This window comes from Alphaproteobacteria bacterium LSUCC0719, from assembly GCA_040839025.1.
Lineage (GTDB): Bacteria > Pseudomonadota > Alphaproteobacteria > Puniceispirillales > Puniceispirillaceae > UBA8309.
On sequence record JBFPJN010000003.1, the window covers coordinates 87,200 to 108,297 of the forward strand.

Here is a 21,098-nt window from a genome sequence, read left to right on the forward strand (position 1 = left end):
TATAGCAAATTCGGCACCGGTTGCGCCAGTGGCGATGCGCCGACAGGATGTCGCCGACATGATGTCGCCGACATGATGTCACTGCGCCTCGTCTTCAGATTGCCGGTGTCACCGCCGCAAGACGTCCGCCCCGGCGCAGCGGCGCCACCGCCCTGGCAAGGCCGTTTTCGTCACTTTCAACAAGCAGCCCGCACAGGGTCGCCTCGCCGAGCGCCACCGACAGGCGCGGCCCGTTGGTGCCGGTAAATCTGGCGGTTGCCGCCAGCTTGTCCATGCCGATCACACTGTCATAGTCACCGCACATGCCGCTGTCGGTCTGGAATGCCGTACCACCGGCCAGAATCTGGTGATCGGCCGTCGGCACATGGGTGTGGGTTCCAACCACCATCGTGGCACGGGAATCGGCGTGATGGCCGATGGCGATCTTTTCCGACGTGGCCTCGCCATGAACATCGATCATGATAAAATCGGCATCCCGGCCAAGCTGGTTGCGAACCAGCGCCCCATTCACCGCCGGAAAGACCGGGTCGTAATCCGACATGAACAGGTTGGTGATGGCGTTGATCACAACAAGCCTCTGTCCGGCATCATCGGTAACGCAGACCGAACCGGCACCCGGCGTTCCCTCGGCCATGTTGATTGGCCGCAGCAGACGCGGCGTCGACTCGATATAGGGGATGATCTCGCGCTTGTCCCAGACATGGTTGCCGGTTGTCAGCACATCGATGCCGGCGGCGAACAGATCATCGCAGATCGCCGGCGTCACGCCAAACCCGCCGGCCGCGTTCTCGCAGTTCACAACCAGGAAATCCAGCGCCAGCTCTTCGCGCAGCGCCGGCACCTGCTCGATGACCGCCTTGCGCGCACCCCGGCCGACAATATCTCCCAGAAACAGAACCCGCATCATGCCTCACCAGGCTGTTGGTTGTCCGCCCGGCGAAGCCCGGACGGTGTCAGCACCGCGTCAAGCGCGATATCATGCGGCCCGACCGGCACCTTATCGACCAGTTGCCCGTCAAAGGCAATGCCGATGGCCGTGACTGTCTGCCCGCCATCGCGCAGCCCGGCCAGGGTCCGGTCGTAAAAGCCGCCGCCATAGCCAAGTCGCCGACAGCCCGTATCAAAAGCCAGCATCGGTGCCATTATCACCCCCGGCACGACAACAGGCGCGGCGGCTGGCGGCTGGGATGTGCCATAGGGACCGTCGACGAGATCATCCCCCGGACCCCAGCGCCGGAACACAAGCGGGTTGCCCGGCGACGGGGTTTCGGGCATCGCGGTCACAATGCCCTGCGCGACAAGTGCGGCGACAAGTCGAAGCGGCGACAGTTCCGAGCGGATCGGCATATAGGCCGCCACGATACAGGCCGGATCCCGGCGCCGGGCAAGCGTGCAGATGATATCGGCCTGGGCTGCCAGCCGCGCCGGCGCGTCGGGATCGGATGTCATCAGCTGTTTGCGCCGCGCCGACGCCCGGGTGCGAAGTTCGGCCTTTGCGGCTGCGGGATCGGTGGACATGTCATGCATCGGACAGGCTGCAACCACGCGGCGGATCGGGAGGGCGAGACAAGGCGGCGGCAACCAGCGCAACCGCCGGTAGCTTCATCCTCTGTGACCTGCAGTGCAGGTGGGCGCCGCGGATAACCGGACCACGATCCGATCAGAGGCAGCTCCCAAGAGATGATTTATGGCCCCAGGGATCGAAAATCCAAGCGCAAAGCCCAGTTGCCGCACACCGTGTTTCTAGTGGGAAGACAGCCGTGATGCAAGCGCCACGATCCGGGCGGCGGCTGTTTCCAATGCCACTGCCGCCGTCTCGCTGTCCTGACCGGCCACTGACGGGGTGGTCGCAATGTCGGATCCCCCCTCATGGGCCTGGTCAGCCAGAATCAGCGCCGCCATCGCCAGCAGGCGCGCCTCGCCGATCTGGCCTACCGAGGCGACAAGCGATTGCAAGATGGCATCGATCTCGCCGGCCAGTGATTCGATATGCGCTTCTTCACCCTCGCCACAGCCGATCTGGTAGGGCGTGCCATTCAGGCGGATGGTGACAATCGACTGGCTCATGCCTTGCCACCTTCACCGGCAGCGGCAAGTCTGGCGCGGCCGATCATCTGCATGGCGGATGACAGCTGTTCATCGATCCGGCTGATTTCGGCAATGATCGCCGCGCGGTCCAGACCATCATCCGACGCCGCAAGATCGGACCCTGCAAGACCAGACGTTGGAGCGTGCGAGTTGACAGCAGCGGACCGGCTGGCAAGTGCCGTTTCAAGCTGCTGCAAAGCGGCTTCCAGCTTGGCTTCGGCATCAGCAAGTCGCGACATTGTCAAACTCCCCGAAACAAGTTCATGATGATGCGTATGACGGGTGTCGATACGGCGAATCGCGATGCTGATATCTCAGCCGACGCAACCGGCGCGCCCGGCTTGCAAGGGTGACGGCATCACGGTGAAAGACTGCCCCAAGCAACGACGCAAATAAAGTCTGATTTTGTATCTTACGCTTTTCCTTGGCTTTCATCGGATTAGCCGGCGGTGATCCACGGCCTCTGGCCGGCCCTGATCGCCGACAGGGCCGACTCACCAATTGACGAGATGCCTCTGGACAGGCAGATTGCCAACCGTCACCCGCAGCGTCCGGCGGTCCAGTTTCGCCCGTGGCTTCCTAAGGAGATTTTCATGGTCAATTCCCCCGAGCGCCAGGATATGGCAAACGCCATTCGGGCCCTTGCAATGGATGCCGTCGAAGCGGCGAATTCGGGCCATCCCGGCATGCCGATGGGGATGGCCGACGCCGCCACGGCGTTGTTCGCGGACCATCTGAAATTCGACGCCAGCGCGCCGGACTGGCCTGACCGTGACAGGTTTGTTCTGTCAGCCGGGCACGGGTCGATGCTGATCTATGCGCTTCTTCACCTGACCGGCTATGAAGACATGACGATGGCGCAGCTTCGCAATTTCCGCCAGCTCGGCGCGATCACCGCCGGCCACCCCGAAGCTGGCCATGCCGGGGGTATCGAAACCACCACCGGCCCGCTTGGCCAGGGATTTGCCAACGCGGTCGGCATGGCGATGGCCGAAACCCACATGGCGGCGCGCTATGGTCGCGACCTTGTGGACCACTACACCTATGTCATCGCCGGCGACGGGTGCCTGATGGAAGGCATCAGCCATGAAGCCGCGTCAATGGCCGGCCATATGGGCCTTGGCAGGCTGATCGTGCTGTTCGACGATAACGGCATCTCGATTGACGGCAGCACCGACCTGACTGTTTCGGATGACACAACGGCACGTTTTGCCAGCTATGGCTGGCAGGTGCTGGCCGTTGACGGGCACGACATGAAAGCGGTGTCCGAGGCCATTGGCGACGCCCGCGCCGAAGACGACAGACCGACCCTGATTCGCTGCCGGACGGTCATCGGCTATGGGGCGCCGACCAAGGCCGGCACATCCGGTGTGCATGGCGCGCCGCTTGGCGGTGATGAAATTGCCGGCACGCGATCGGCACTTGGCTGGAGCCACGGACCGTTCGAGGTGCCACAGGCCACCCTCGACAGCTGGCGCGCTGTCGGCGCGCGTGGACGTGTGGCCCGCGATGCCTGGCAGGCCCGGCATGATGCCGCCGACAGCACGGCGTTCGACGCCGCAATGGCCGGTGATTTCGACGCCGCCATCAATGACGCTGTGCAGCAATGGAAAGCGTCGCTTGCCGCCGAGCCGCAAAAGATCGCCACCCGCGTCGCCAGCCAGAAGGCCCTCGACGCCATCATCCCCGCCTGCCCTTCCTTGATCGGCGGGTCGGCAGACCTTACCGGGTCGAACAATACAAGGGCCGGTGGACAGGACATCTTCAGCCGCGACAATCCGGCTGGCACCTATGTCCATTACGGGGTCCGCGAACATGGCATGGCGGCGGCGATGAATGGCATCGCGCTTCATGGCGGGGCCATTCCCTATGGCGGCACCTTTCTTGTCTTCACCGATTACTGCCGCCCCTCGATTCGTCTGTCGGCGTTGATGAAGCAGCGCGTGATCTATGTGATGACGCATGATTCCATCGGCCTTGGCGAGGATGGCCCGACCCACCAGCCTGTTGAACATGTCGCGGCCCTGCGGGCGATCCCGAACCTGCTGGTGTTCCGGCCCGGCGATGTCGTCGAGACGGCCGAAGCCTGGCAATGTGCGCTGGCCGCGCATGACCGCCCCTCTGTTCTGGCGCTCAGCCGTCAGGGGTTGGCCCAGTTCCGGCATGGCGACCTGACGGCAAATCGCACCGCCGAGGGTGCCTATGTCGTTGCCGGCGACGCCCGGGACAGGCAGCTGACAATTCTGGCCACCGGCTCGGAGGTCGGCATCGCCCTTGCCGCCCGCGACCAGCTTGCCAATGATGGCATTGCCGCGACAGTCGTATCGGTCCCCTGCATGGAACTGCTGCGCGAGCAGGATGCGGACACACGCAACGCCATTCTGGGATCGGCACCGCGTATCGCCGTCGAGGCCGCGATCCGTCAATCCTGGGACTGGATGCTTCGCGACGGGGACAGTTTCATCGGCATGGACGGGTTCGGTGCCTCCGGCCCGGCCGGCGATCTCTATGCGCATTTCGGCATCACCGCCGACGCCGTCGCCGCGCAGGCACGTGCGATAGCAGGTTAAAGCAGCGATAATGACGGCTCGACAGAACAGGGGACGACAGTGACAGTTCGCCTAGCAATCAGCGGCTTTGGCCGGATCGGAAGGATGGTTCTGCGCGCCCTTGTCGAGACCGGCCGCAAGGATGTCGAAATTGTTCTGATCAACACCCCCGGCCCGGTCGAGACATCGGCCCATCTCTATGAATTCGATTCCGTTCATGGCCGCGCCCGCGGCACTGTCAGCCACGGCGACGGCTGGATGGATGTCGGCACCGGGCGGATCGCGATGACACATGAACGCGACCCGTCGAAGATCCCGCATGCCGCACATGGCGTCGATATTGTTCTTGAATGTTCCGGCAGGTTCAACGAGCGCGAAAAGAGCGCCGCGCATCTTGCCGGCGGCGCGGCCCGCGTTCTGGTGTCGGCACCCTGCAAGAATGCCGATGCCACGATTGTCTATGGTGTCAATCACCATGAAATCAAACCTGGCCAGCTTGTCATCTCCAACGCATCCTGCACCACCAACTGTCTGGCACCTGTTGCCAAGGTGATGGCGGATTCGGTTGGCATCGAGGCCGGCTATATGACCACCATCCATGCCTATACCGGTGACCAGCCGACGCTTGATACAAGCCACAAGGATCTGCGCCGTGCGCGCGCCGCGGCGATGTCGATGATCCCGACCTCGACAGGTGCCGCGCGCTCGGTCGGCGAGGTGCTGCCCGATCTGCGCGGCCGGATGAACGGCTCGGCGATCCGTGTGCCGACGGCCAATGTCTCGGTCGTCGATTTCGGCTTCACCTCGAATCAGGATACCAGCACGCAGGAGATCAATGCGCTGCTGAAGGCGGCGTCCGAGGGACCGATGAAAGGTGTTCTGGGAATCAATGAAAGACCGCTTGTATCGATTGATTTCAACCATGATCCGCACAGCTCGATTGCCGATCTGACACAGACCCATGTGATGAATGGACGCCTGGTCCGGGTTCTGGCCTGGTATGACAATGAATGGGGTTTTTCGTGCCGGATGCTGGACAACGCCGCCGAAATCGGCAAAACACTCTAGCCATTGAATACACGATCCCGTGATTACAGGATCCTGCCCCTGACTTCCCTGTGACGCCGCGCCATGCGGCATGCCTGCGACGAGGTTCAAGATGAAACTGAACGGCAACGCCATCAAACCCGGCAACGTCATCGAACATAATGGTCGGCTGTGGAGCGCGGTCAAGGTCGAACATGTGAAGCCCGGCAAGGGCGGCGCCTTTGCCCAGATCGAGCTTCGTGACATTCGTGACGGAACCAAGCTGAATGAACGCTTCCGGTCTTCGGAAACGGTCGAGCGCGTGATCCTCGAGGAAATCGAATGCACCTTCCTGTTTGATGACGGTGACAATCTTGTCTTCATGCACGCCGAGACCTACGAGCAGATGGCGATCAGCCGCGACATGGTCGGCGACAGCGCGGCCTTCCTTCAGGATGGCATGACCGTGACCGTCAACAGCCATGAGGGCGAGGCCATTTCGGTCCAGCTTCCCGACAAGGTTGTGATGGAGGTTGTCGAGGCCGACGCCGTCGTCAAGGGCCAGACAGCCTCGTCAAGCTACAAGCCGGCAATTCTCGAGAATGGCGTGCGGGTGCTTGTGCCACCGCATATCGAGGCCGGCACACGTATCGTCGTCCGGCCCGAAGACGCAACCTACGTCGAACGCGCCAAGGACTGACACCGCCCTCCTCCGGGCCCAGAAAGGAACCGAACGATATGGCCAGCCAATCGGCGCTGATCAACGTGATGCAGAAAGCCTCCATCTATGCCAGCAAGGGGCTGCTTCGCGATTTCGGCGAAGTCGAGAATTTGCAGGTCAGCCGCAAGGGGCCCGGCGATTTCGTCAGCCGCGCCGACATCAACGCCGAAAAGACCATCCGGCGTGAACTGGCAAAGGCGCGTCCGGACTGGGGATTTTACCTGGAAGAAGGCGGCGTTGTCGAAGGGGCCGACCCTGACGCCCCTGTCTGGGTTGTCGACCCGCTGGACGGGACAACCAATTTTCTGCACGGCATTCCGCATTTCGGGATTTCGATCGCGGTCATGGAAACGGATTCGCAAGGCCGTCGCACCATCACCGCCGGCAGCATCTTTGACCCGGTAAAGAACGAATTCTTCTATGCCGAAAGGGGCAAGGGCGCGTTCCTGAATGAAAGACGGCTTCGGGTATCAGGGCGGCGGGCGATGGCGGATTCGCTGTTTGCCACCGGCATTCCCTTTCTTAGCCGCGGTGATGCCGACGACCATACGGCCTTTCTGAAAGAGCTTGGCAACGTCATGGCGGCAAGTTCCGGCGTGCGCCGCAATGGCGCTGCCGCGCTCGACCTTGCCTGGGTGGCGGCCGGCCGTTTTGACGGTTTCTGGGAACGTGGTCTCAGCCTGTGGGATATCGCAGCCGGCGTGATTCTGGTTCGCGAGGCCGGCGGGTTCATCTCGGATTTCGCCTCGCGCGACAAGGTGCTGGACAGCGGCGATGTCGTCGCCGCCAATTCATCAATCCACGGTGATCTGCTGCGCCTCCTTCGATGCTGATTGCACACGGCCTCATTCCTGCCATTCTTTGACAGCAGGTTGCAGATGTCATTTCATCTGCCCAACCAAGCTGTTATGGGAGACCAGGCCATGATGACCGACCCGCGACGTTATCTCGTCCGCATGCTTGTCTTTCTGGTGACAGTGGCGGCCATTGCGGCCCTGCTTCACGCGCCGCTTTGGCGCGCGTTCATGGGCAATCCTGTGCTGAACGGGGTGATTGTCGGCGCGCTTGGCCTTGGCATCGCCTATACATTCAGGCAGATCCTGCGGCTGGTGCCCGAGCGGCGGTGGCTGACCGGGATCCAGAAGACCGGCAAGCTTGACAATCGGCAGGCGAAACCGGTGCTGCTGGCGACTGTCAACGCCATGCTGGCCGACCAGCGCCAGGAGGCGCATCTGTCCGCACTGTCACTCCGCTCGGTGCTTGACGGTGTCGCGGCGCGGCTTGATGAAGGCCGCGAGATTTCGCGCTATATGATCGGGCTGCTGGTATTTCTGGGCCTTCTCGGCACCTTCTGGGGGCTGTTGCAGACCATCGGCGCCGTCGGGCTTGTTGTCGGCTCGCTCGATACCGCCGGCAGTGATTTCGAAGCCATGATGGCACAGCTGAAAGGCGGGCTGGATGCACCGCTTTCGGGCATGGCGACAGCCTTTTCCTCGTCGCTGTTCGGATTGGCCGGATCGCTCATTCTCGGCTTTCTGGACCTGCAGCTTGGCCAGGCGATGGGCCGCTTCTTCAACGAGCTTGAGGACTGGCTGTCCGCCTTTGCCCGCTTCAATGATTCAGGGCCGGTTGGTGCCGAAGGGGCCACCCCGCTGGCCAGCGGGATGAGCGAGGAAGCGGCACGGGCGCTGATCCATCTTGGCAATTCCATAGCCGCCGGCGAAGACAACAGACAGCGCGTTCTCGACCAGCTGTCCGGTATCAGCATGACGCTTGCCGCTCTCAACGAAGCCATGGCAGACGACCGACGCCTTCGTGAACAGCTGGCGCAGCTGAATGCCGGGATCGCCAATCTGGCGGCCGATCTGCGCGATGACAGGACACGCTCGACCAGCGCCGTCAGCGCCGAACTGCGGTCGCTGTCGAGCGCCATCAACAAGCTGACCGGCACGACCGGACGCAGCCGCCAGACCAGGGAGTCCTGACGATGGCGCTGGCGCGGCTAGGCGGTGCCCGCCGCCCCGACAGCTATACCTGGCCCGGCTTTGTCGACGCGCTGGCGACATTGCTCATGGTCATCATGTTCGTGCTGCTGGTGTTTGTCCTGATCCAGGTCAATCTTGCCTACCGTGTCGCCGGACAGGACGCGACGATGAATGACATGCGCGCGCAGATCGTCAGCCTTGGTGAATTGCTGAATCTCGAACGCAAGGCGAATGACGATCTGGCGGCAGAGCTTGCCCGCATTTCCAGCAATCTTGCCGATGCCACGCGCGAGCGCGACGCATTGGAGGCCCAGCTTGCGGACACCAGCACAACCCTTGACCAGCGGGAGGCCGAGATTGCCAGGCTGACCGCGCTGCAGACAGACACCCAGTCGGCGCTGGCGACGGCACAGGCCTCGCTTGCCGAGCGGATCGCCGCACTGGAAACCGCCGAGGCCGCCCTTGCTGATACACGCGCGCGGATCGCCTCGCTGGAAATGACGCTTGAGGAACGGGTCGCGGCGCTGGAAGCCAGCGAGGCAGACCGTCAACAGGCCGAGACCGACCTTGCCGACGCCGCCGGCCGCAACAGGCTGTCACTTGCCAGAATCGCCGATCTTGAGGACGAAAATGCCGCCTCGAAGGCGGAGGTGGCCCGGATGACCAATGCGCTGACCGCGCTGCGGCTTCGCATCGAGGAACTGACCACGCTGCTTGCCGAAAGGGAAGCCGAGGCGGCCCGCGACAAGATCGCCATTGCCAGCCTTGGCAAGTCGCTGAACAACGCGCTGGCATCGCGGGTGCAGGAATTGCGGCGGTTCCGCTCGGAATTCTTTGGCCGGCTTCGCGACATTCTGCGCGGCCGCGATGATGTCAGGATTGTCGGTGACAGGTTTGTTTTCCAGTCGGAAGTTCTGTTTGGCCAGGGACAGGCCGATATCGCCGCCGAAGGCGAACAGCAGCTTGCCAAGCTGGCGGTGGCGCTGACCCAGATTGCCGCCGACATCCCCGAGGATATCGACTGGGTGCTGCAGGTTGAAGGCCATACCGACGACATTCCGGTGCGGGCAGGCCGTTTCGCCGACAATTGGGATCTGTCGACCGAGCGGGCGCTGTCGGTGGTTCGCTTCCTTGCCTCGCAGGGGCTGCCGCCAAACCGGCTGGCCGCTGCCGGATATGGCGAATATCAGCCGCTGGACAGCGCCAGTACGGATGATGCGCGCCGTCGCAACAGACGGATTGAGATGAAGCTGACCCAGCGCATTTCCGCAAACTGACCCATACCACCCGGCCTGTGGTCCGGCGTGACCGGCAGCCTCACCGTAATGTGACGGGCCGGCCAGAAACCCTTAACCAAGGTCTGGATTATCTGAAAGGATGATCCGGTCCGGTTCTCATCTGTGGCGCGGCGGGCTGCGTCCTTGCATCACCTTTGGTCTTGGCATGTGGCTGGAAGTCTGCATGACAGGGCCGGCACCGGCCTGCAGTCAGCAGGATTCCTGCGGGAGCGATGCCATTGACGGGTTCTTCCTGTCGCTGATCACCACCAGCCTTGGCACGCCAAGCCGCGGCACCACCCATCCGCCAGTGCTGTTTCCGGCGGACACCCCATCCCCCTTGCCACCGGCTGGCGGGGCCATCGTCATCCCGCCGCCGGCGATGCCTGAACCGGCCATTCACCCTGATCCGTCTGTGCCCTTGACCAGTGTCACCCCTGTTCAGCAGTTGCAGATCGGGCAGACGCTTGCTGGCGGCACCTTTCGCGAGGGCGGCTTTGCAGAGCTGTTTGTCGAGCATCTGCCATCCATCGACCTGTCGCCGGAGGCGCATCACGACATGCTGGCGCTGACACCGGCCTTGCTGTCCGACCTGATGCTGACACCCGAGGCGGGCGGCCATGACCTGTTGGTGATGGAGACACTTGTATCGCTGCCGGTCGGCGAGGCCTGGCCACTGCACTCCCTTTCACAACAGGTGCAGATGCAGGTCAGCTGCGGCGCGTGCGGGCCGGCGGGTGGCATCGCACATCTTGTCGGCACCGGCAGGCTGCATATCCGGACCGCGCCGTGGGGGTCCGGCAGCATCACCGGTATCACCCTGCATGCACCCGGCGGACCGTCAGCCCATGGCGAGATGCTGTTCATTGTCCAGACATCCGACAAGGCCGTCTTCACCGACGACGAGGCCGTGATGCGTCTTGTGGTCGGCTCTGTTTCGACGGAGCTGGCGACCCGGCTTGTCGCCTGGCATGGCCAGCGCCGGGCCGTCACCGGCATCTTTGTCGGCATGCCGGTGGACACAGGGCACGATCTGGGTGCCTTTGCCGGTCAGTTCAGTGGTGCTGGCTGTGATCGTGACTGCGGTGTTGAAAATTGAAGGTCGGCCAGATGACGATAGAGCGCCGATTCAGTGATCAGCTGTTCATGCGTTCCCGTGGCGACAATCTGTCCCCCATCCAGAAGAAAGATCCGGTCGGCGCGGATCACCGTGGCAAGACGGTGCGCGATGACAATCGAGGTCCGGTCCTTCATCAGCGTTTCCAGCGCCGCCTGCACCGATGCTTCCGAGCGTGCGTCAAGCGCGCTTGTGGCCTCGTCCAGCAGCAGCAGACCCGGGTCGCGAAGGATTGCCCGCGCAATGGCTATGCGCTGCCGCTGGCCGCCGGACAACCGCACACCCTTTTCGCCAACCGGCGTGTCATAGCCATGTTCAAGCGCCGCGATGAAGTCGTGCGCCTCGGCCTGTCTGGCGGCGGCGGTAATGTCCGCATCACTGGCATCCGGCCGCCCGAACGCGATATTGTCCCGCACGCTTGTCGAGAACAGCGCCGGGTCCTGGGGCACCAGCCCGATGAAATGCCGGATTGCCGCAAGATCCAGATCGCGAAGATCCTGCCCACCGAGACGTATGCGCCCGGCGCCCGGATCATAGAACCGCAACAACAGGTGGAACAGGGTCGACTTGCCGGCCCCGCTCGGCCCGACGAGCGCCACCCGTTCACCCCGCCTGACGACAAGATCCACACCGCTGACCGCTGGCCGGCTGGCACCGGCGGGATAGGCAAAATCGACAGCTTCGAATTCACAGGCGATCTCGTGGTCACGCGGCAGATCCACCGGCTGTGCCGGCAGCGGCAGATGTGCTGTTGCCTGCAACGCCTGTGCGATCCGCTCGGCGGCACCGGCGGCGCGCTGAAGCTCACCCGCCAGTTCCGACAGGAACCCTGTCGAGGCGGCGACTAGAAACGCATAGAAGACAAAGGATGACAGATCTCCGGCGCTGATCCGTCCGGCAAGCAGGTCCTGGCCACCAATCCAGAGAATGGCCGAAATGCCGCTGAAGACCAGAAAGATGATGATGCCGCTCATCCAGCCCCGCAGCCTGACCCGCGCCAGCGCGGCATCAAGGCTTGACGCCACCGCCTCGTCAAATCTCCGGCGCATCAGCTCCTGCCTGCCAAAGGCCTGGACGGTGCGAATGGCGGTCACTGTTTCCTCGGCCTGAACCGCGACATCGGCAAGCCTGTCCTGTGACAGGCGCGAGGCCCGGCGAAGCCGCCGTCCCAGAAAGATCAGCGGCACCACGACCATCGGCACCACGACAAGCACCACAAGCGACATTTTCGGGCTCGACAGCACCACCATCACCAGCCCGCCAAAAAGCAGGATGACATTGCGTGCGGCCATCGAAATGGTCGAGGTCATCACCGTCTGCACGATCGCGGTATCCGTGGTCAGTCGTGCCAGCACATCGCCCGTGCGGGCGGTTTCGTACCAGGCCGGCGACAAGGTCAGCAGATGACCAAACAGCGCCTGTCTGATATCGGCAAGAACATGTTCACCTATCTGGTTGACCAGCGTCGTGCGAAGATAGCTGCCAACCGCCAGAAACAGCGCGATGACAGCGGTGCCGACCACCGCCCGGTCAAGCAGCGCCGGGTCACTGCGGCCAAGCCCTTCATCGACAAGATAGGCAAGCCCGCGCCCCATTGTCAGCAGCGCACCGGCAACCATCAGCAGCGAAATGACCGCGCCGACGATCCGGGAGCGGTGCGGACGCAGATAGGGCCAGAAGACACGCCATAGCGCCGCCGTCGTAAAGGGCTTGTCTGCCGCCTGCCGGGATGGGGAAGAAGTCACGCTGTGCCGCCTGTCCGTCGAATGATATGTTGTCGCCGCAGGGATGGCCGGGAGCCAATTCGGGCTTGCCTTGCGAGGTGGTTGACGATATACCACCGCATCCGAATATTGACCAGCGCCGCCATGGGGCGCACGCAAGCAGGACGGCCCGACCGGCAGGAGCATGTTATGAAGAAGGACATTCATCCCGATTATCACGAAATCACTCTCGTGATGACCGATGGCAGCGAGCGCAAGACACGTTCGACCTGGGGCAAGCCCGGCGATGTCTTGAAGCTCGACATCGACCCGAAAACACACCCTGCCTGGACAGGCCAGCACCGGATCGTCGATTCGGGCGGCCAGGTGGCACGCTTCAACAAGCGTTTCTCGAATCTCGGCATCAAGTAACCGGCCCCTCAGCGGCATAGATTACGAGATTACCGATATGAAAAAGGCCGGGTTGTCCCGGCCTTTTGGTTTTTCAGCTGCAAGTTGCCGATGCGCGGTTCAGTTGCGCGGTTCAGTTCCGCTGGCGAATCGCCGCCTGGGCGGCGGCAAGCCGGGCCGCCGGCACCCGGTAGGGCGAACAGGACACATAATCCAGCCCAACCTCTTCAAAGAAACTGATCGACGCCGGATCACCGCCATGTTCGCCGCAGACGCCAAGCTTCAGCCCGTCGCGCGATGCCCGGCCACGTTCGGCGCCCATCCGCACCAGTTCGCCGACACCTTCGCGGTCGATCGAGACAAAGGGATCTGTCCGGTAGATTTCGGCATCCGTATAGGCATGCATGAAGGCACCGGCATCGTCGCGGCTGATGCCCAGCGCGGTCTGCGTCAGGTCATTGGTGCCGAACGAAAAGAATTCGGCCTGAGTGGCCAGATCGGCGGCGCAGACGGCGGCCCGTGGCAATTCCACCATCGTGCCGACCAGATAATCGATTCTGGTCCCGGTTTCGGCCATGACCGCATCGGCCTCGGCATCAATCACCGCCTTGCACAGTTCAAGTTCCTTTGCGGTCGCGGCGAGCGGGATCATCACCTCCGGTACCGGCGCCTCGGCCCCACGGCCGGCGATGGCGGTGGCAGCCTCGAAAATCGCCCGCGCCTGCATCCGGCAGATTTCCGGATATGTCACCGCCAGACGACAGCCACGATGCCCGAGCATCGGGTTCGATTCCGACAGTTTCAGCGACCGCTGGCGCGCCGTTTCGGGCGAGATGCCCGCCGCCGCCGCCACATCGGCCAGCTCTTCGGCGGAATGTGGCAGAAACTCGTGGAGTGGCGGGTCGAGGAGACGGATTGTCACCGGCAGCCCGGCCATGATGGTGAACAATTCCTCGAAATCCTGGCGCTGCATCGGCAGCAGCTTGGCAAGGGCGACCTCGCGGCCCTCGCTGTCGACAGCCATGATCATCTCGCGCATCGCGATGATCCGATCGACGTCGAAAAACATATGTTCGGTCCGGCACAGGCCGATGCCCTCGGCACCGAAGCCGACAGCGGTGCGCGCATCAGCCGGTGTTTCGGCATTCGTACGCACGGCCATCCGGCGGGCGTCATCGGCCCATTCCATGATGGTTGCGAATGATCCCGACATTTCCGGCTGGATGGTATCGACGCGGCCAAGAAACACCTCGCCGGTGCCACCGTCGATGGTGATGGTGTCACCTTCGGCAAGTTCATGGTCACGGACAAAGACCTTGCTGTTCACCTCGTCGAACCTGACTTCACCGGCCCCCGACACACAGGCCCGTCCCATGCCCCGCGCCACCACGGCGGCATGGCTTGTCATGCCCCCCCGTGCGGTCAGGATACCGGCGGCGGCGTGCATGCCATGAATGTCTTCCGGGCTTGTCTCAAGCCTGACCAGAATCACCTGATGGCCGTTTGCGGCCATTTCCTCGGCCTTGTCCGCGCTCAGCACGATTTCACCGGCGGCGGCCCCCGGCGAGGCCGGAAGCCCCTGGGTGATGACCGTTTTGGGTGCATCGGGATCAAGCGTCGGGTGCAGCAGCTGGTCAAGGGCGATCGGATCGATCCGCAGCAACGCCTCGTCACGGCTGATCAGCCCTTCCTCGGCCATTTCCACGGCCATGCGGAGCGCCGCCGCAGCGGTGCGTTTGCCACTGCGGGTCTGCAGCATATACAGCTTGCCCTGCTGGACGGTGAATTCGAGATCCTGCATGTCGGTATAGTGCGTTTCAAGCTGGGCACGCACCTTGTCGAGCTGGGCGAACACATCCGGCATCGCTTCTTCCATCGACAGCTCATCTCCACCGCCGATGGCACGCGCCGCCACCGTCAGCGGCAGCGGCGTGCGAATGCCGGCAACGACATCCTCGCCCTGTGCATTGATCAGATATTCGCCATAGAAGGTGTTTTCACCTGTCGAGGGGTCGCGGGTAAAGGCAACGCCGGTCGCGCAGTCATCGCCCATATTGCCAAACACCATAGCCTGGACATTCACCGCCGTGCCCCAGCTTGCCGGAATGTTGTTCAGCCGGCGATAGGTGGTGGCGCGTGCATTCATCCAGCTGTTGAAAACAGCACCGATGGCGCCCCACAGCTGGTCATGGGGATCCTGCGGGAATGGCCGGCCGGCCTCATCCTCGACAATCGACTTGTAGGTGGCGACAAGCGTTTCCAGATTGTCGCCTGTCAGGCCGGTGTCATCAAACACACCGCAGCGCAGTTTCAATTCTTCCAGCTCGTCCTCGAACAGCCCGTGATCAACCTCCATCACGACATCGGCATACATCTGGATGAAGCGACGATAGCTGTCATAGGCGAACCGTTTGTCGTTCGACCGGCGCGCCAGCCCCTCGACCGTGTCATCATTCAATCCGAGATTCAGCACCGTATCCATCATCCCGGGCATCGAGGCGCGGGCACCCGAGCGCACCGAGACCAGCAGCGGGTTCTCGGGGTCGGCAAAATGGGCACCTGTCTCGTCCTCGATCCGCGCCACCGCCGCCGCCACCTGCGCGCCAAGCGTTTCAGGATAGGTGCGGTCATTGTCATAATAGCGCGTACACACCTCGGTTGAGATGGTAAAGCCCGGCGGCACCGGCAGACCAATGCCGCTCATCTCCGCCAGATTGGCACCCTTGCCACCAAGCAGATTGCGCATGCTGCTGTCACCGTCACTGCCCTTTGCGCCAAAGCTGTAGACCCACTGAATCGAGCTGTCATTCATCGATCCGTCATCCTTCTAGTCTGGAGAAATCCGCCACCCGCTGCATCGCCTGTCTGACCATCGCCAGAAGCCCAAGCCGGTTCAGCCTTGTCGATGTATCATCATGATTCACCACAACACTGTCAAAGAATGCGTCGATTGGCTGCCGCAGGCCCCCAAGCGACTGCATGACCGCCAATATGTCGCCGCGAGACTGCAGCTGCGTATCCGGTTCCGGCAACGCCGTCAGCGCCGCATAGAGGCCGGCCTCGGCATCCTCGACAAACAGCTGCGGGTCCGAAACGGGGTCGAAACCCTGCCCGGCCTTGGCCTCCTCGGCATCAAGAATACTCGAGGCGCGCCGCCAGCCGGCAACCAGACCCGCCCCGTCATCGCCGCCAAGGAATGTGGACAGCGCGGCCGCCCGGTCGGCAAGCCCCAGAATATCGTCCTGGCCGGTTCCGGTGCCATCGCCAAACGCCGCCGCGACAATATCATGGGCAAGACCGGCGTCACGAAGGCTGACCCGCAATCTCTCGCGGATAAAGGGTTCGAGATCAGGATCAGGCGCGGCAAATCCGTGTGCGCTGGCGGCGCTGGCCAGTACCGGCAGGATCGGCATCCTGATCCGCATTTCAAGAATGATCCGGATCACGCCAAGCGCCGCCCGTCGAAGCGCGAACGGATCCTTCGATCCGGTCGGCTTGGCACCAACACCGAAAAATCCGACAAGACTGTCGATTTTGTCGGCCAGCGATACCACGCACCCCTCGGGCGTGCCGGGCAGATCGTCGGACGGACCCTGGGGCCGGTAATGGCCGGCCACCGCATCGGCAACCGCGGCTGCCTCGCCGGCGTTGCGGGCATAATAGCCCCCCATGATCCCCTGCAATTCCGGGAATTCACCAACCATGCCGGTGACAAGATCGGCCTTGGCAAGGCGCGCCGCGCGCACCGCCATGCCAGCATCGCATCCGGCAACCGACGGCGCGATGACGCCGGCCAGGCGTTCCAGACGCGCCACCTTGTCGGCCACGCTGCCAAGACCTTCGTAAAAGGCCAGATCGGCAAGCCGCGGAAGCTGCGATTCCAGCTCTGTGCGGCCATCTTCCTGCCAGAAGAATTCGGCATCGGCGAGGCGCGCCCGCAGAACCCGCTGATTGCCGGCCAGGATCACCGCGTCACGCTGTGGATCGGAAAGCCTGTTGCTGATCACCACGAAGCCGGGCTGCAGGCTGCCGTCGGCGCTGCCGGTGGTGAGGTATTTCTGATGCAGGCGGATCGACGCTTCCAGCACTTCGCCCGGAAGCGCCATGAACCGCTCCTCGATCACCCCGAACAACGCTGTCGGCCATTCGACAAGACCGCAAATCTCGTCAATCAGCGCCTCGTTCGGGCGCAGCATCGTACCGGCCTTTTCCGCCAGACCGGTAGCCCCGTCGATAATGGCCTGCCGACGTTCAGTCCGGTCGACCATGACATGGCCGGCGCGCAGGCGCGCCACATAGTCATCGGCGCTGGTCAGCCCGACAAGATCGATATCCTGCGGGCTTTCGAAATAATGGCCACGGCTTGCCGCGGTAAAGGGAAGCCCTGCACCGCCCCCTGCATCACCCCCTGCGCCACCAAGATCCAGTTCACCGTCGATCGGCGCACCGCCAAACAGCAGATTGACCCGGTGAAGCGGTCGCACCCACCGGAACCTTGTGCCGCCCCACCGCTGGCTTTTCGGCCAGGGAAATTCGTTCAGCACGCCTGTCACCATTGATGGCAGCAGCGAGGCGGCGTCAACCCCCGCCTTTTCGATCCTGGCGAACAGAAACCTGCCCTTCGGCGTGTCTTCCTCAACCAGCTGGTCGCGTGTCAGACCGGCCGATTTCATGAACCCCTCGATGGCCTTTTCCGGCGCATCGGCGCGCGGGCCACGGCGTTCCTCGCTGATATCCGGCTGCCGGTCGGCAACATCATCGACATAAAGCGCAAGATGGCGCGGCGCCACAAAGCCGTGCGCCTCGCCATGCGTCAGCCCGGCATCATCAAGACGCGCCAGGATCAGCTTTTGCAGATCGGCCATCGCGCGTGGCTGCATGCGGGCCGGGATTTCCTCGCAGATAATCTCGATCAGAAGGTCAGCCATTCCCGCCTCCTGCCCCGGCCTCTTGTCCAGCCTCTTGTCCGGCCTGTTGTCCGGATTGCCCGATCCAGGCCTCGCAGCACCCGCGGGCAAGCGCGCGGACACGGCCGATATAGGCGGCGCGTTCGGTCACCGAAATAACCCCGCGCGCATCCAGAAGATTGAACAGGTGGCTTGCCTTCATGCACTGGTCATAGGCCGGCAGGGCAAGCGGCGGGGCCGCCGTCAACAGCCTGTTGCATTCATCCTCTGCATCCCGGAAATGCTGCAGAAGCATGTCTGTCTCGGCATGGTTGAAATTCCAGTCGGAAAACTCGACCTCGGCCCGATGGAAGATATCGCCATAGCATTTTCCGCCCTGGTCGGCCGGCACCCCGTCCCAATCGAGATCATACACATTCTCGACCCCCTGGATGAACATGGCCAGCCGTTCCAGCCCATAGGTCAGCTCCAGCGGAACCGGGTCGCATTCCAGACCGCCAACCTGCTGGAAATAGGTGAATTGCGAGACTTCCATGCCGTCGCACCAGACTTCCCAGCCCAGCCCCCAGGCACCAAGCGTCGGTGATTCCCAGTCATCCTCGACAAAACGGATATCATGGGTGGCCGGGTCCAGCCCGATGGCGGCAAGACTGCCGATATACAAATCCTGCGAATCCGGCGGCGATGGCTTGAAAATGGTCTGGAACTGGTAGTAATGCTGCAGCCGGTTCGGATTTTCGCCAAAACGCCCGTCGGTCGGCCGGCGCGAGGGCTGCACATAGGCGGCGCGCCAATGGTAATCCGGCCCGAGCGAGCGCAACGTCGTCGCCGGGTGGAATGTGCCGGCGCCGACTTCCATATCATAGGGCTGCAGAATCACCGCGCCCCGCTCGGCCCAGTATGCCTGAAGCTTGAGAATGATAGACTGAAAGTCCAACCCGGGCTGGGTCGTAAAAGTTTTGGCCATCCGGCGATTTTCCGATGAATAGATGCCCGCAAACTAGCCGCAAACCGGTCAGGAATGCAATATGCTGAATGCGCGCATCGGGTGAAGTTTCAGGACCGGTAGGGACAGCTTTCACGCTCGCATGGCTCACCCGCCACCCAGGCACGACAAACCGCGCACTCCTCGAGGTCGAGCGCCCCGTTGCCGGTGCGATCCTCGGGCTTGTCCGGCGGCGTGCCACGCGCGTCGCCACCGCGCCGCTCCAGCAGGCGGAACCCCATCCAGACAGCCCAGATAACGGCGGCCAGGGCGAGAAGCTTGGGAAGCGAGGGTATCATCGTCGGGTATCTCCACTTAGCAGGTTGGATCTGCACAAAGGGGGTCTGCACAAAGGGGGTTGGTCATGGCATCACAGACCAAATCGCGACAGCTGCGCGCGCTCGACGGCGCGTTCAACGGCTTCATCGACGACATGCGTTGCCACCGCGCCGCCAAGGGCATGGCCAAACGCGCCGGGAAGCCCGCCAACCCCGCCAAGAAGCCGCTTTTTCGGATGGATCGACACCAGGTCGACTGTCTCGCCAAACCGGGCTGTCACCAGCTGGCGGCATTCACCGATCCCGTCGATCAGGCCAAGTTCGACCGCCTGCTGGCCGGTCCAGAAGGCACCGCTGAACAGATCATCATGATCACCGGTCAGCTTGCCGCCGCGCCGGTCGACAACATAGTCGATGAATTGCCTGTGGATGTCCTGCTGCAGCGATTTCAGCCGGGCAACATCGCTTTCCGATTCCGGCTTGAACGGGTCGAGGATCATCTTGTTCTCGCCAGCGGTGTAGACGCGCCGGTCGATGCCGATCCGCTCGATCGCCCGGTCGAACCCGAACCCCGCCGACACCACACCGATAGAGCCGATGATCGATGCCTGGTTGGCATAGATTTCATCAGCCGCCGCGGCAAGCCAATAGCCGCCACTGGCCGCCACATCCTCGCAGAATGCCAGCACCGGCACATTGGCATTTCGCGACAGCTGGCGGATGCGCTGGCCAATCAGCGAGGACTGCACCGGCGAGCCGCCGGGGGAATTGATGATCAGCGCCACAGCCTTGGCGTTTTTGAAGGAAAAGGCCTTTTTCAGCTGCGGTTCGACAGCTTCAAGCGACAGCCCGCGGCGCAGCCCGCCGGAACTGGCGATCACACCGGCAAGACGCACCACCGGCACCACAGGGCGCCGCCGGCGCCAGAACATCAGCCGCGACACCACGCGGCTAGGTCCCGCCATTGTCGGAACCACCCCGCCGGCGCGTGCCGGCCAGCGGGCGCGCCGGATGAATGACCTGCAACGGGTTGCCGTTCATCACCTGTTCGGCAGCGTCGGTAAAGCCGCCATCATCACGGTGCAGGACCAGTCCCGGCAGAATCGCCCCCGGCCCGTCGACATCACGGCGCACCTGAACGATCACCCGGCCTGCCGGGCTGGAATGGCGCGGCCAGAGCGGGAACAGAACCGCCTCGCCGGCACCGTTGGCATCGAACAGGCTGATCAATTCGGGCACCCTGTCGGCCCGACAGATAAAGGTGATCTTGGCACGCGGCTTGGCCGCCCAGACAGCCGCCTTCACCCAATCCTGCATCTGTGTATTGTCGCCCATATGCGCCATCGCGCGGGATTCGTTCTGCGGTTTGGTTCCGTGCGAATTGTGATAGGGAGGATTGCTGACAACATGGTCGAAACTGCCGGCAAGAACCGGCGGCAAGTCCCGGATATCGGTGGTCAGCACCCGCACCCGGTTGGCAAAGCCGTTGGTGGCGGCGTTTTCCTCGGCAATTGCGGCAAGGTCGGCCTGTTTTTCAACCGCCGTCACCTGGATCTCGCGAAGTCTGTGCGCCATGCACAGGCAGACACCGCCGACACCGGCCCCAAGATCAAGAACCCGCCCGCTGTCGGTGGCGATCGAGGCCGCCAGCAACACCGCATCGGTGCCGACCCGATACCCGTCGGCGGGCTGCGTGATCTTAACCGCCTCGTTCAGCAGATAATCATGCGTGACCTGAATCATCCGTATATCGCCGTCGGCGGACCCGCTTTTGGCCTTGTCAGTCATGATCGAACCTAGTCATCGTAGAATTCCTCTGCGTCGCGCAGGATCGTTTCGGCTGCCAGCTTTTGCGCCGGTGACACGGCAAGACGGCGGGGGAATGCCCCGATCCCGGCCTCCAGCGCCGAAATGTTGCCATCGAACACCTCGGTGTGGATTCCGGCATCCGCCAGCAGCGCCTGCAGAAAGGACAGCCGCACAGCATTGGTTGTCCGAACCAGCGTCACCATGCCAAAGATATGCGCCAAAAGCCGGCATTAGCCAAGACC

At 62.9% G+C, this 21,098-nt stretch carries 20 protein-coding genes; 8 read left to right on the forward strand and 12 right to left on the reverse strand.

Features of this window, described 5'->3' with window-relative positions; all coding sequences use genetic code 11:
* Window positions 1–94: 94 nt before the first annotated feature.
* From AB3X55_07660 to AB3X55_07675, 4 genes are all read right to left on the reverse strand, one after another.
* Window positions 95–904 carry a YmdB family metallophosphoesterase gene (locus AB3X55_07660; GenBank protein ID MEX0503457.1) on the reverse strand — a complete coding sequence of 270 codons (810 nt, stop codon included), beginning with the start codon at window positions 902–904 and terminating at the stop codon, window positions 95–97.
* The gene (locus AB3X55_07665; GenBank protein MEX0503458.1) at window positions 904–1,527 is read right to left on the reverse strand and encodes a 5-formyltetrahydrofolate cyclo-ligase; all 624 of its coding nucleotides are present in this window, start codon (window positions 1,525–1,527) and stop codon (window positions 904–906) included. Before AB3X55_07665 ends, AB3X55_07660 begins: the two co-directional genes overlap by 1 nt.
* Window positions 1,528–1,743: 216 nt before the next feature.
* A complete protein-coding gene (locus tag AB3X55_07670; GenBank protein ID MEX0503459.1) occupies window positions 1,744–2,067 on the reverse strand; it encodes a cell division protein ZapA in 324 nt (107 codons plus the stop codon).
* A complete protein-coding gene (locus AB3X55_07675) occupies window positions 2,064–2,327 on the reverse strand; it encodes a hypothetical protein (protein ID MEX0503460.1) in 264 nt (87 codons plus the stop codon). Before AB3X55_07675 ends, AB3X55_07670 begins: the two co-directional genes overlap by 4 nt.
* Window positions 2,328–2,681: 354 nt before the next feature.
* On the opposite strand from AB3X55_07675, the gene tkt reads away from it, so the two are divergent.
* The 7 genes from tkt (at window position 2,682) to AB3X55_07710 (ending at window position 10,745) form a co-directional block, all read left to right on the forward strand.
* On the forward strand, window positions 2,682–4,658 hold the full coding sequence (gene tkt / locus AB3X55_07680) for a transketolase (protein MEX0503461.1): 1,977 nt from the start codon (window positions 2,682–2,684) through the stop codon (window positions 4,656–4,658).
* Between the two features lie 39 nt (window positions 4,659–4,697).
* A complete protein-coding gene (gene gap, locus AB3X55_07685) occupies window positions 4,698–5,705 on the forward strand; it encodes a type I glyceraldehyde-3-phosphate dehydrogenase (GenBank protein ID MEX0503462.1) in 1,008 nt (335 codons plus the stop codon).
* Between the two features lie 91 nt (window positions 5,706–5,796).
* Complete coding sequence (gene efp / locus AB3X55_07690; GenBank protein MEX0503463.1) at window positions 5,797–6,363, forward strand: elongation factor P; 567 nt, start codon at window positions 5,797–5,799, stop codon at window positions 6,361–6,363.
* 38 nt (window positions 6,364–6,401) lie between these two features.
* Window positions 6,402–7,217: an inositol monophosphatase gene (locus tag AB3X55_07695; protein ID MEX0503464.1), complete on the forward strand. Its 816-nt coding sequence runs from the start codon at window positions 6,402–6,404 to the stop codon at window positions 7,215–7,217.
* A gap of 90 nt (window positions 7,218–7,307) precedes the next feature.
* Window positions 7,308–8,369: a MotA/TolQ/ExbB proton channel family protein gene (locus tag AB3X55_07700; GenBank protein MEX0503465.1), complete on the forward strand. Its 1,062-nt coding sequence runs from the start codon at window positions 7,308–7,310 to the stop codon at window positions 8,367–8,369.
* 2 nt (window positions 8,370–8,371) lie between these two features.
* The gene (locus AB3X55_07705) at window positions 8,372–9,646 is read left to right on the forward strand and encodes a peptidoglycan-binding protein (protein MEX0503466.1); all 1,275 of its coding nucleotides are present in this window, start codon (window positions 8,372–8,374) and stop codon (window positions 9,644–9,646) included.
* A gap of 100 nt (window positions 9,647–9,746) precedes the next feature.
* On the forward strand, window positions 9,747–10,745 hold the full coding sequence (locus AB3X55_07710) for a hypothetical protein (protein ID MEX0503467.1): 999 nt from the start codon (window positions 9,747–9,749) through the stop codon (window positions 10,743–10,745).
* Here the strand turns inward: AB3X55_07710 and AB3X55_07715 are convergent.
* Entirely contained in the window at window positions 10,697–12,508 is a 1,812-nt protein-coding gene (locus AB3X55_07715; GenBank protein MEX0503468.1) for an ABC transporter transmembrane domain-containing protein, read from the reverse strand. The two genes, AB3X55_07710 and AB3X55_07715, sit on opposite strands and share 49 nt — an antisense overlap.
* A 168-nt stretch (window positions 12,509–12,676) precedes the next feature.
* On the opposite strand from AB3X55_07715, the gene rpmE reads away from it, so the two are divergent.
* On the forward strand, window positions 12,677–12,898 hold the full coding sequence (rpmE, locus tag AB3X55_07720; GenBank protein ID MEX0503469.1) for a 50S ribosomal protein L31: 222 nt from the start codon (window positions 12,677–12,679) through the stop codon (window positions 12,896–12,898).
* A gap of 112 nt (window positions 12,899–13,010) precedes the next feature.
* On the opposite strand, the gene ppdK is transcribed toward rpmE, so the two are convergent.
* The 7 genes from ppdK to AB3X55_07755 all read right to left on the reverse strand — a co-directional run bounded on the left by ppdK (window position 13,011) and on the right by AB3X55_07755 (window position 21,059).
* Window positions 13,011–15,689 carry a pyruvate, phosphate dikinase gene (gene ppdK / locus AB3X55_07725; GenBank protein ID MEX0503470.1) on the reverse strand — a complete coding sequence of 893 codons (2,679 nt, stop codon included), beginning with the start codon at window positions 15,687–15,689 and terminating at the stop codon, window positions 13,011–13,013.
* A 7-nt stretch (window positions 15,690–15,696) separates the two neighbouring features.
* Entirely contained in the window at window positions 15,697–17,805 is a 2,109-nt protein-coding gene (glyS, locus tag AB3X55_07730; protein MEX0503471.1) for a glycine--tRNA ligase subunit beta, read from the reverse strand.
* A complete protein-coding gene (locus AB3X55_07735; GenBank protein ID MEX0503472.1) occupies window positions 17,798–18,751 on the reverse strand; it encodes a glycine--tRNA ligase subunit alpha in 954 nt (317 codons plus the stop codon). Before AB3X55_07735 ends, glyS begins: the two co-directional genes overlap by 8 nt.
* A gap of 89 nt (window positions 18,752–18,840) precedes the next feature.
* Window positions 18,841–19,068: a hypothetical protein gene (locus tag AB3X55_07740; protein MEX0503473.1), complete on the reverse strand. Its 228-nt coding sequence runs from the start codon at window positions 19,066–19,068 to the stop codon at window positions 18,841–18,843.
* Window positions 19,069–19,139: 71 nt separating this feature from the next.
* Window positions 19,140–20,012 carry a S49 family peptidase gene (locus AB3X55_07745; GenBank protein ID MEX0503474.1) on the reverse strand — a complete coding sequence of 291 codons (873 nt, stop codon included), beginning with the start codon at window positions 20,010–20,012 and terminating at the stop codon, window positions 19,140–19,142.
* The gene (locus AB3X55_07750) at window positions 19,999–20,835 is read right to left on the reverse strand and encodes a tRNA1(Val) (adenine(37)-N6)-methyltransferase (GenBank protein MEX0503475.1); all 837 of its coding nucleotides are present in this window, start codon (window positions 20,833–20,835) and stop codon (window positions 19,999–20,001) included. Before AB3X55_07750 ends, AB3X55_07745 begins: the two co-directional genes overlap by 14 nt.
* 8 nt (window positions 20,836–20,843) lie before the next feature.
* A complete protein-coding gene (locus AB3X55_07755) occupies window positions 20,844–21,059 on the reverse strand; it encodes a DUF2007 domain-containing protein (protein MEX0503476.1) in 216 nt (71 codons plus the stop codon).
* Between the last annotated feature and the right edge of the window lie 39 nt (window positions 21,060–21,098).

What these genes read in the sequence shown, in the direction of transcription:
- AB3X55_07750 (MEX0503475.1), bottom strand. Translation starts at nt 20,835, where the DNA reads ATGACTGACAAGGCCAAAAGCGGGTCCGCCGACGGCGATATACGGATG.
- AB3X55_07740 (MEX0503473.1), bottom strand. Translation starts at nt 19,068, where the DNA reads ATGATACCCTCGCTTCCCAAGCTTCTCGCCCTGGCCGCCGTTATCTGG.
- AB3X55_07660 (MEX0503457.1), bottom strand. Translation starts at nt 904, where the DNA reads ATGCGGGTTCTGTTTCTGGGAGATATTGTCGGCCGGGGTGCGCGCAAG.
- glyS (MEX0503471.1), bottom strand. Translation starts at nt 17,805, where the DNA reads ATGGCTGACCTTCTGATCGAGATTATCTGCGAGGAAATCCCGGCCCGC.
- rpmE (MEX0503469.1), top strand. Translation starts at nt 12,677, where the DNA reads ATGAAGAAGGACATTCATCCCGATTATCACGAAATCACTCTCGTGATG.
- AB3X55_07735 (MEX0503472.1), bottom strand. Translation starts at nt 18,751, where the DNA reads ATGGCCAAAACTTTTACGACCCAGCCCGGGTTGGACTTTCAGTCTATC.
- AB3X55_07710 (MEX0503467.1), top strand. Translation starts at nt 9,747, where the DNA reads ATGATCCGGTCCGGTTCTCATCTGTGGCGCGGCGGGCTGCGTCCTTGC.
- AB3X55_07755 (MEX0503476.1), bottom strand. Translation starts at nt 21,059, where the DNA reads ATGGTGACGCTGGTTCGGACAACCAATGCTGTGCGGCTGTCCTTTCTG.
- AB3X55_07675 (MEX0503460.1), bottom strand. Translation starts at nt 2,327, where the DNA reads ATGTCGCGACTTGCTGATGCCGAAGCCAAGCTGGAAGCCGCTTTGCAG.
- tkt (MEX0503461.1), top strand. Translation starts at nt 2,682, where the DNA reads ATGGTCAATTCCCCCGAGCGCCAGGATATGGCAAACGCCATTCGGGCC.
- ppdK (MEX0503470.1), bottom strand. Translation starts at nt 15,689, where the DNA reads ATGAATGACAGCTCGATTCAGTGGGTCTACAGCTTTGGCGCAAAGGGC.
- AB3X55_07695 (MEX0503464.1), top strand. Translation starts at nt 6,402, where the DNA reads ATGGCCAGCCAATCGGCGCTGATCAACGTGATGCAGAAAGCCTCCATC.
- AB3X55_07670 (MEX0503459.1), bottom strand. Translation starts at nt 2,067, where the DNA reads ATGAGCCAGTCGATTGTCACCATCCGCCTGAATGGCACGCCCTACCAG.
- AB3X55_07700 (MEX0503465.1), top strand. Translation starts at nt 7,308, where the DNA reads ATGATGACCGACCCGCGACGTTATCTCGTCCGCATGCTTGTCTTTCTG.
- AB3X55_07705 (MEX0503466.1), top strand. Translation starts at nt 8,372, where the DNA reads ATGGCGCTGGCGCGGCTAGGCGGTGCCCGCCGCCCCGACAGCTATACC.
- AB3X55_07745 (MEX0503474.1), bottom strand. Translation starts at nt 20,012, where the DNA reads ATGGCGGGACCTAGCCGCGTGGTGTCGCGGCTGATGTTCTGGCGCCGG.
- AB3X55_07665 (MEX0503458.1), bottom strand. Translation starts at nt 1,527, where the DNA reads ATGCATGACATGTCCACCGATCCCGCAGCCGCAAAGGCCGAACTTCGC.
- efp (MEX0503463.1), top strand. Translation starts at nt 5,797, where the DNA reads ATGAAACTGAACGGCAACGCCATCAAACCCGGCAACGTCATCGAACAT.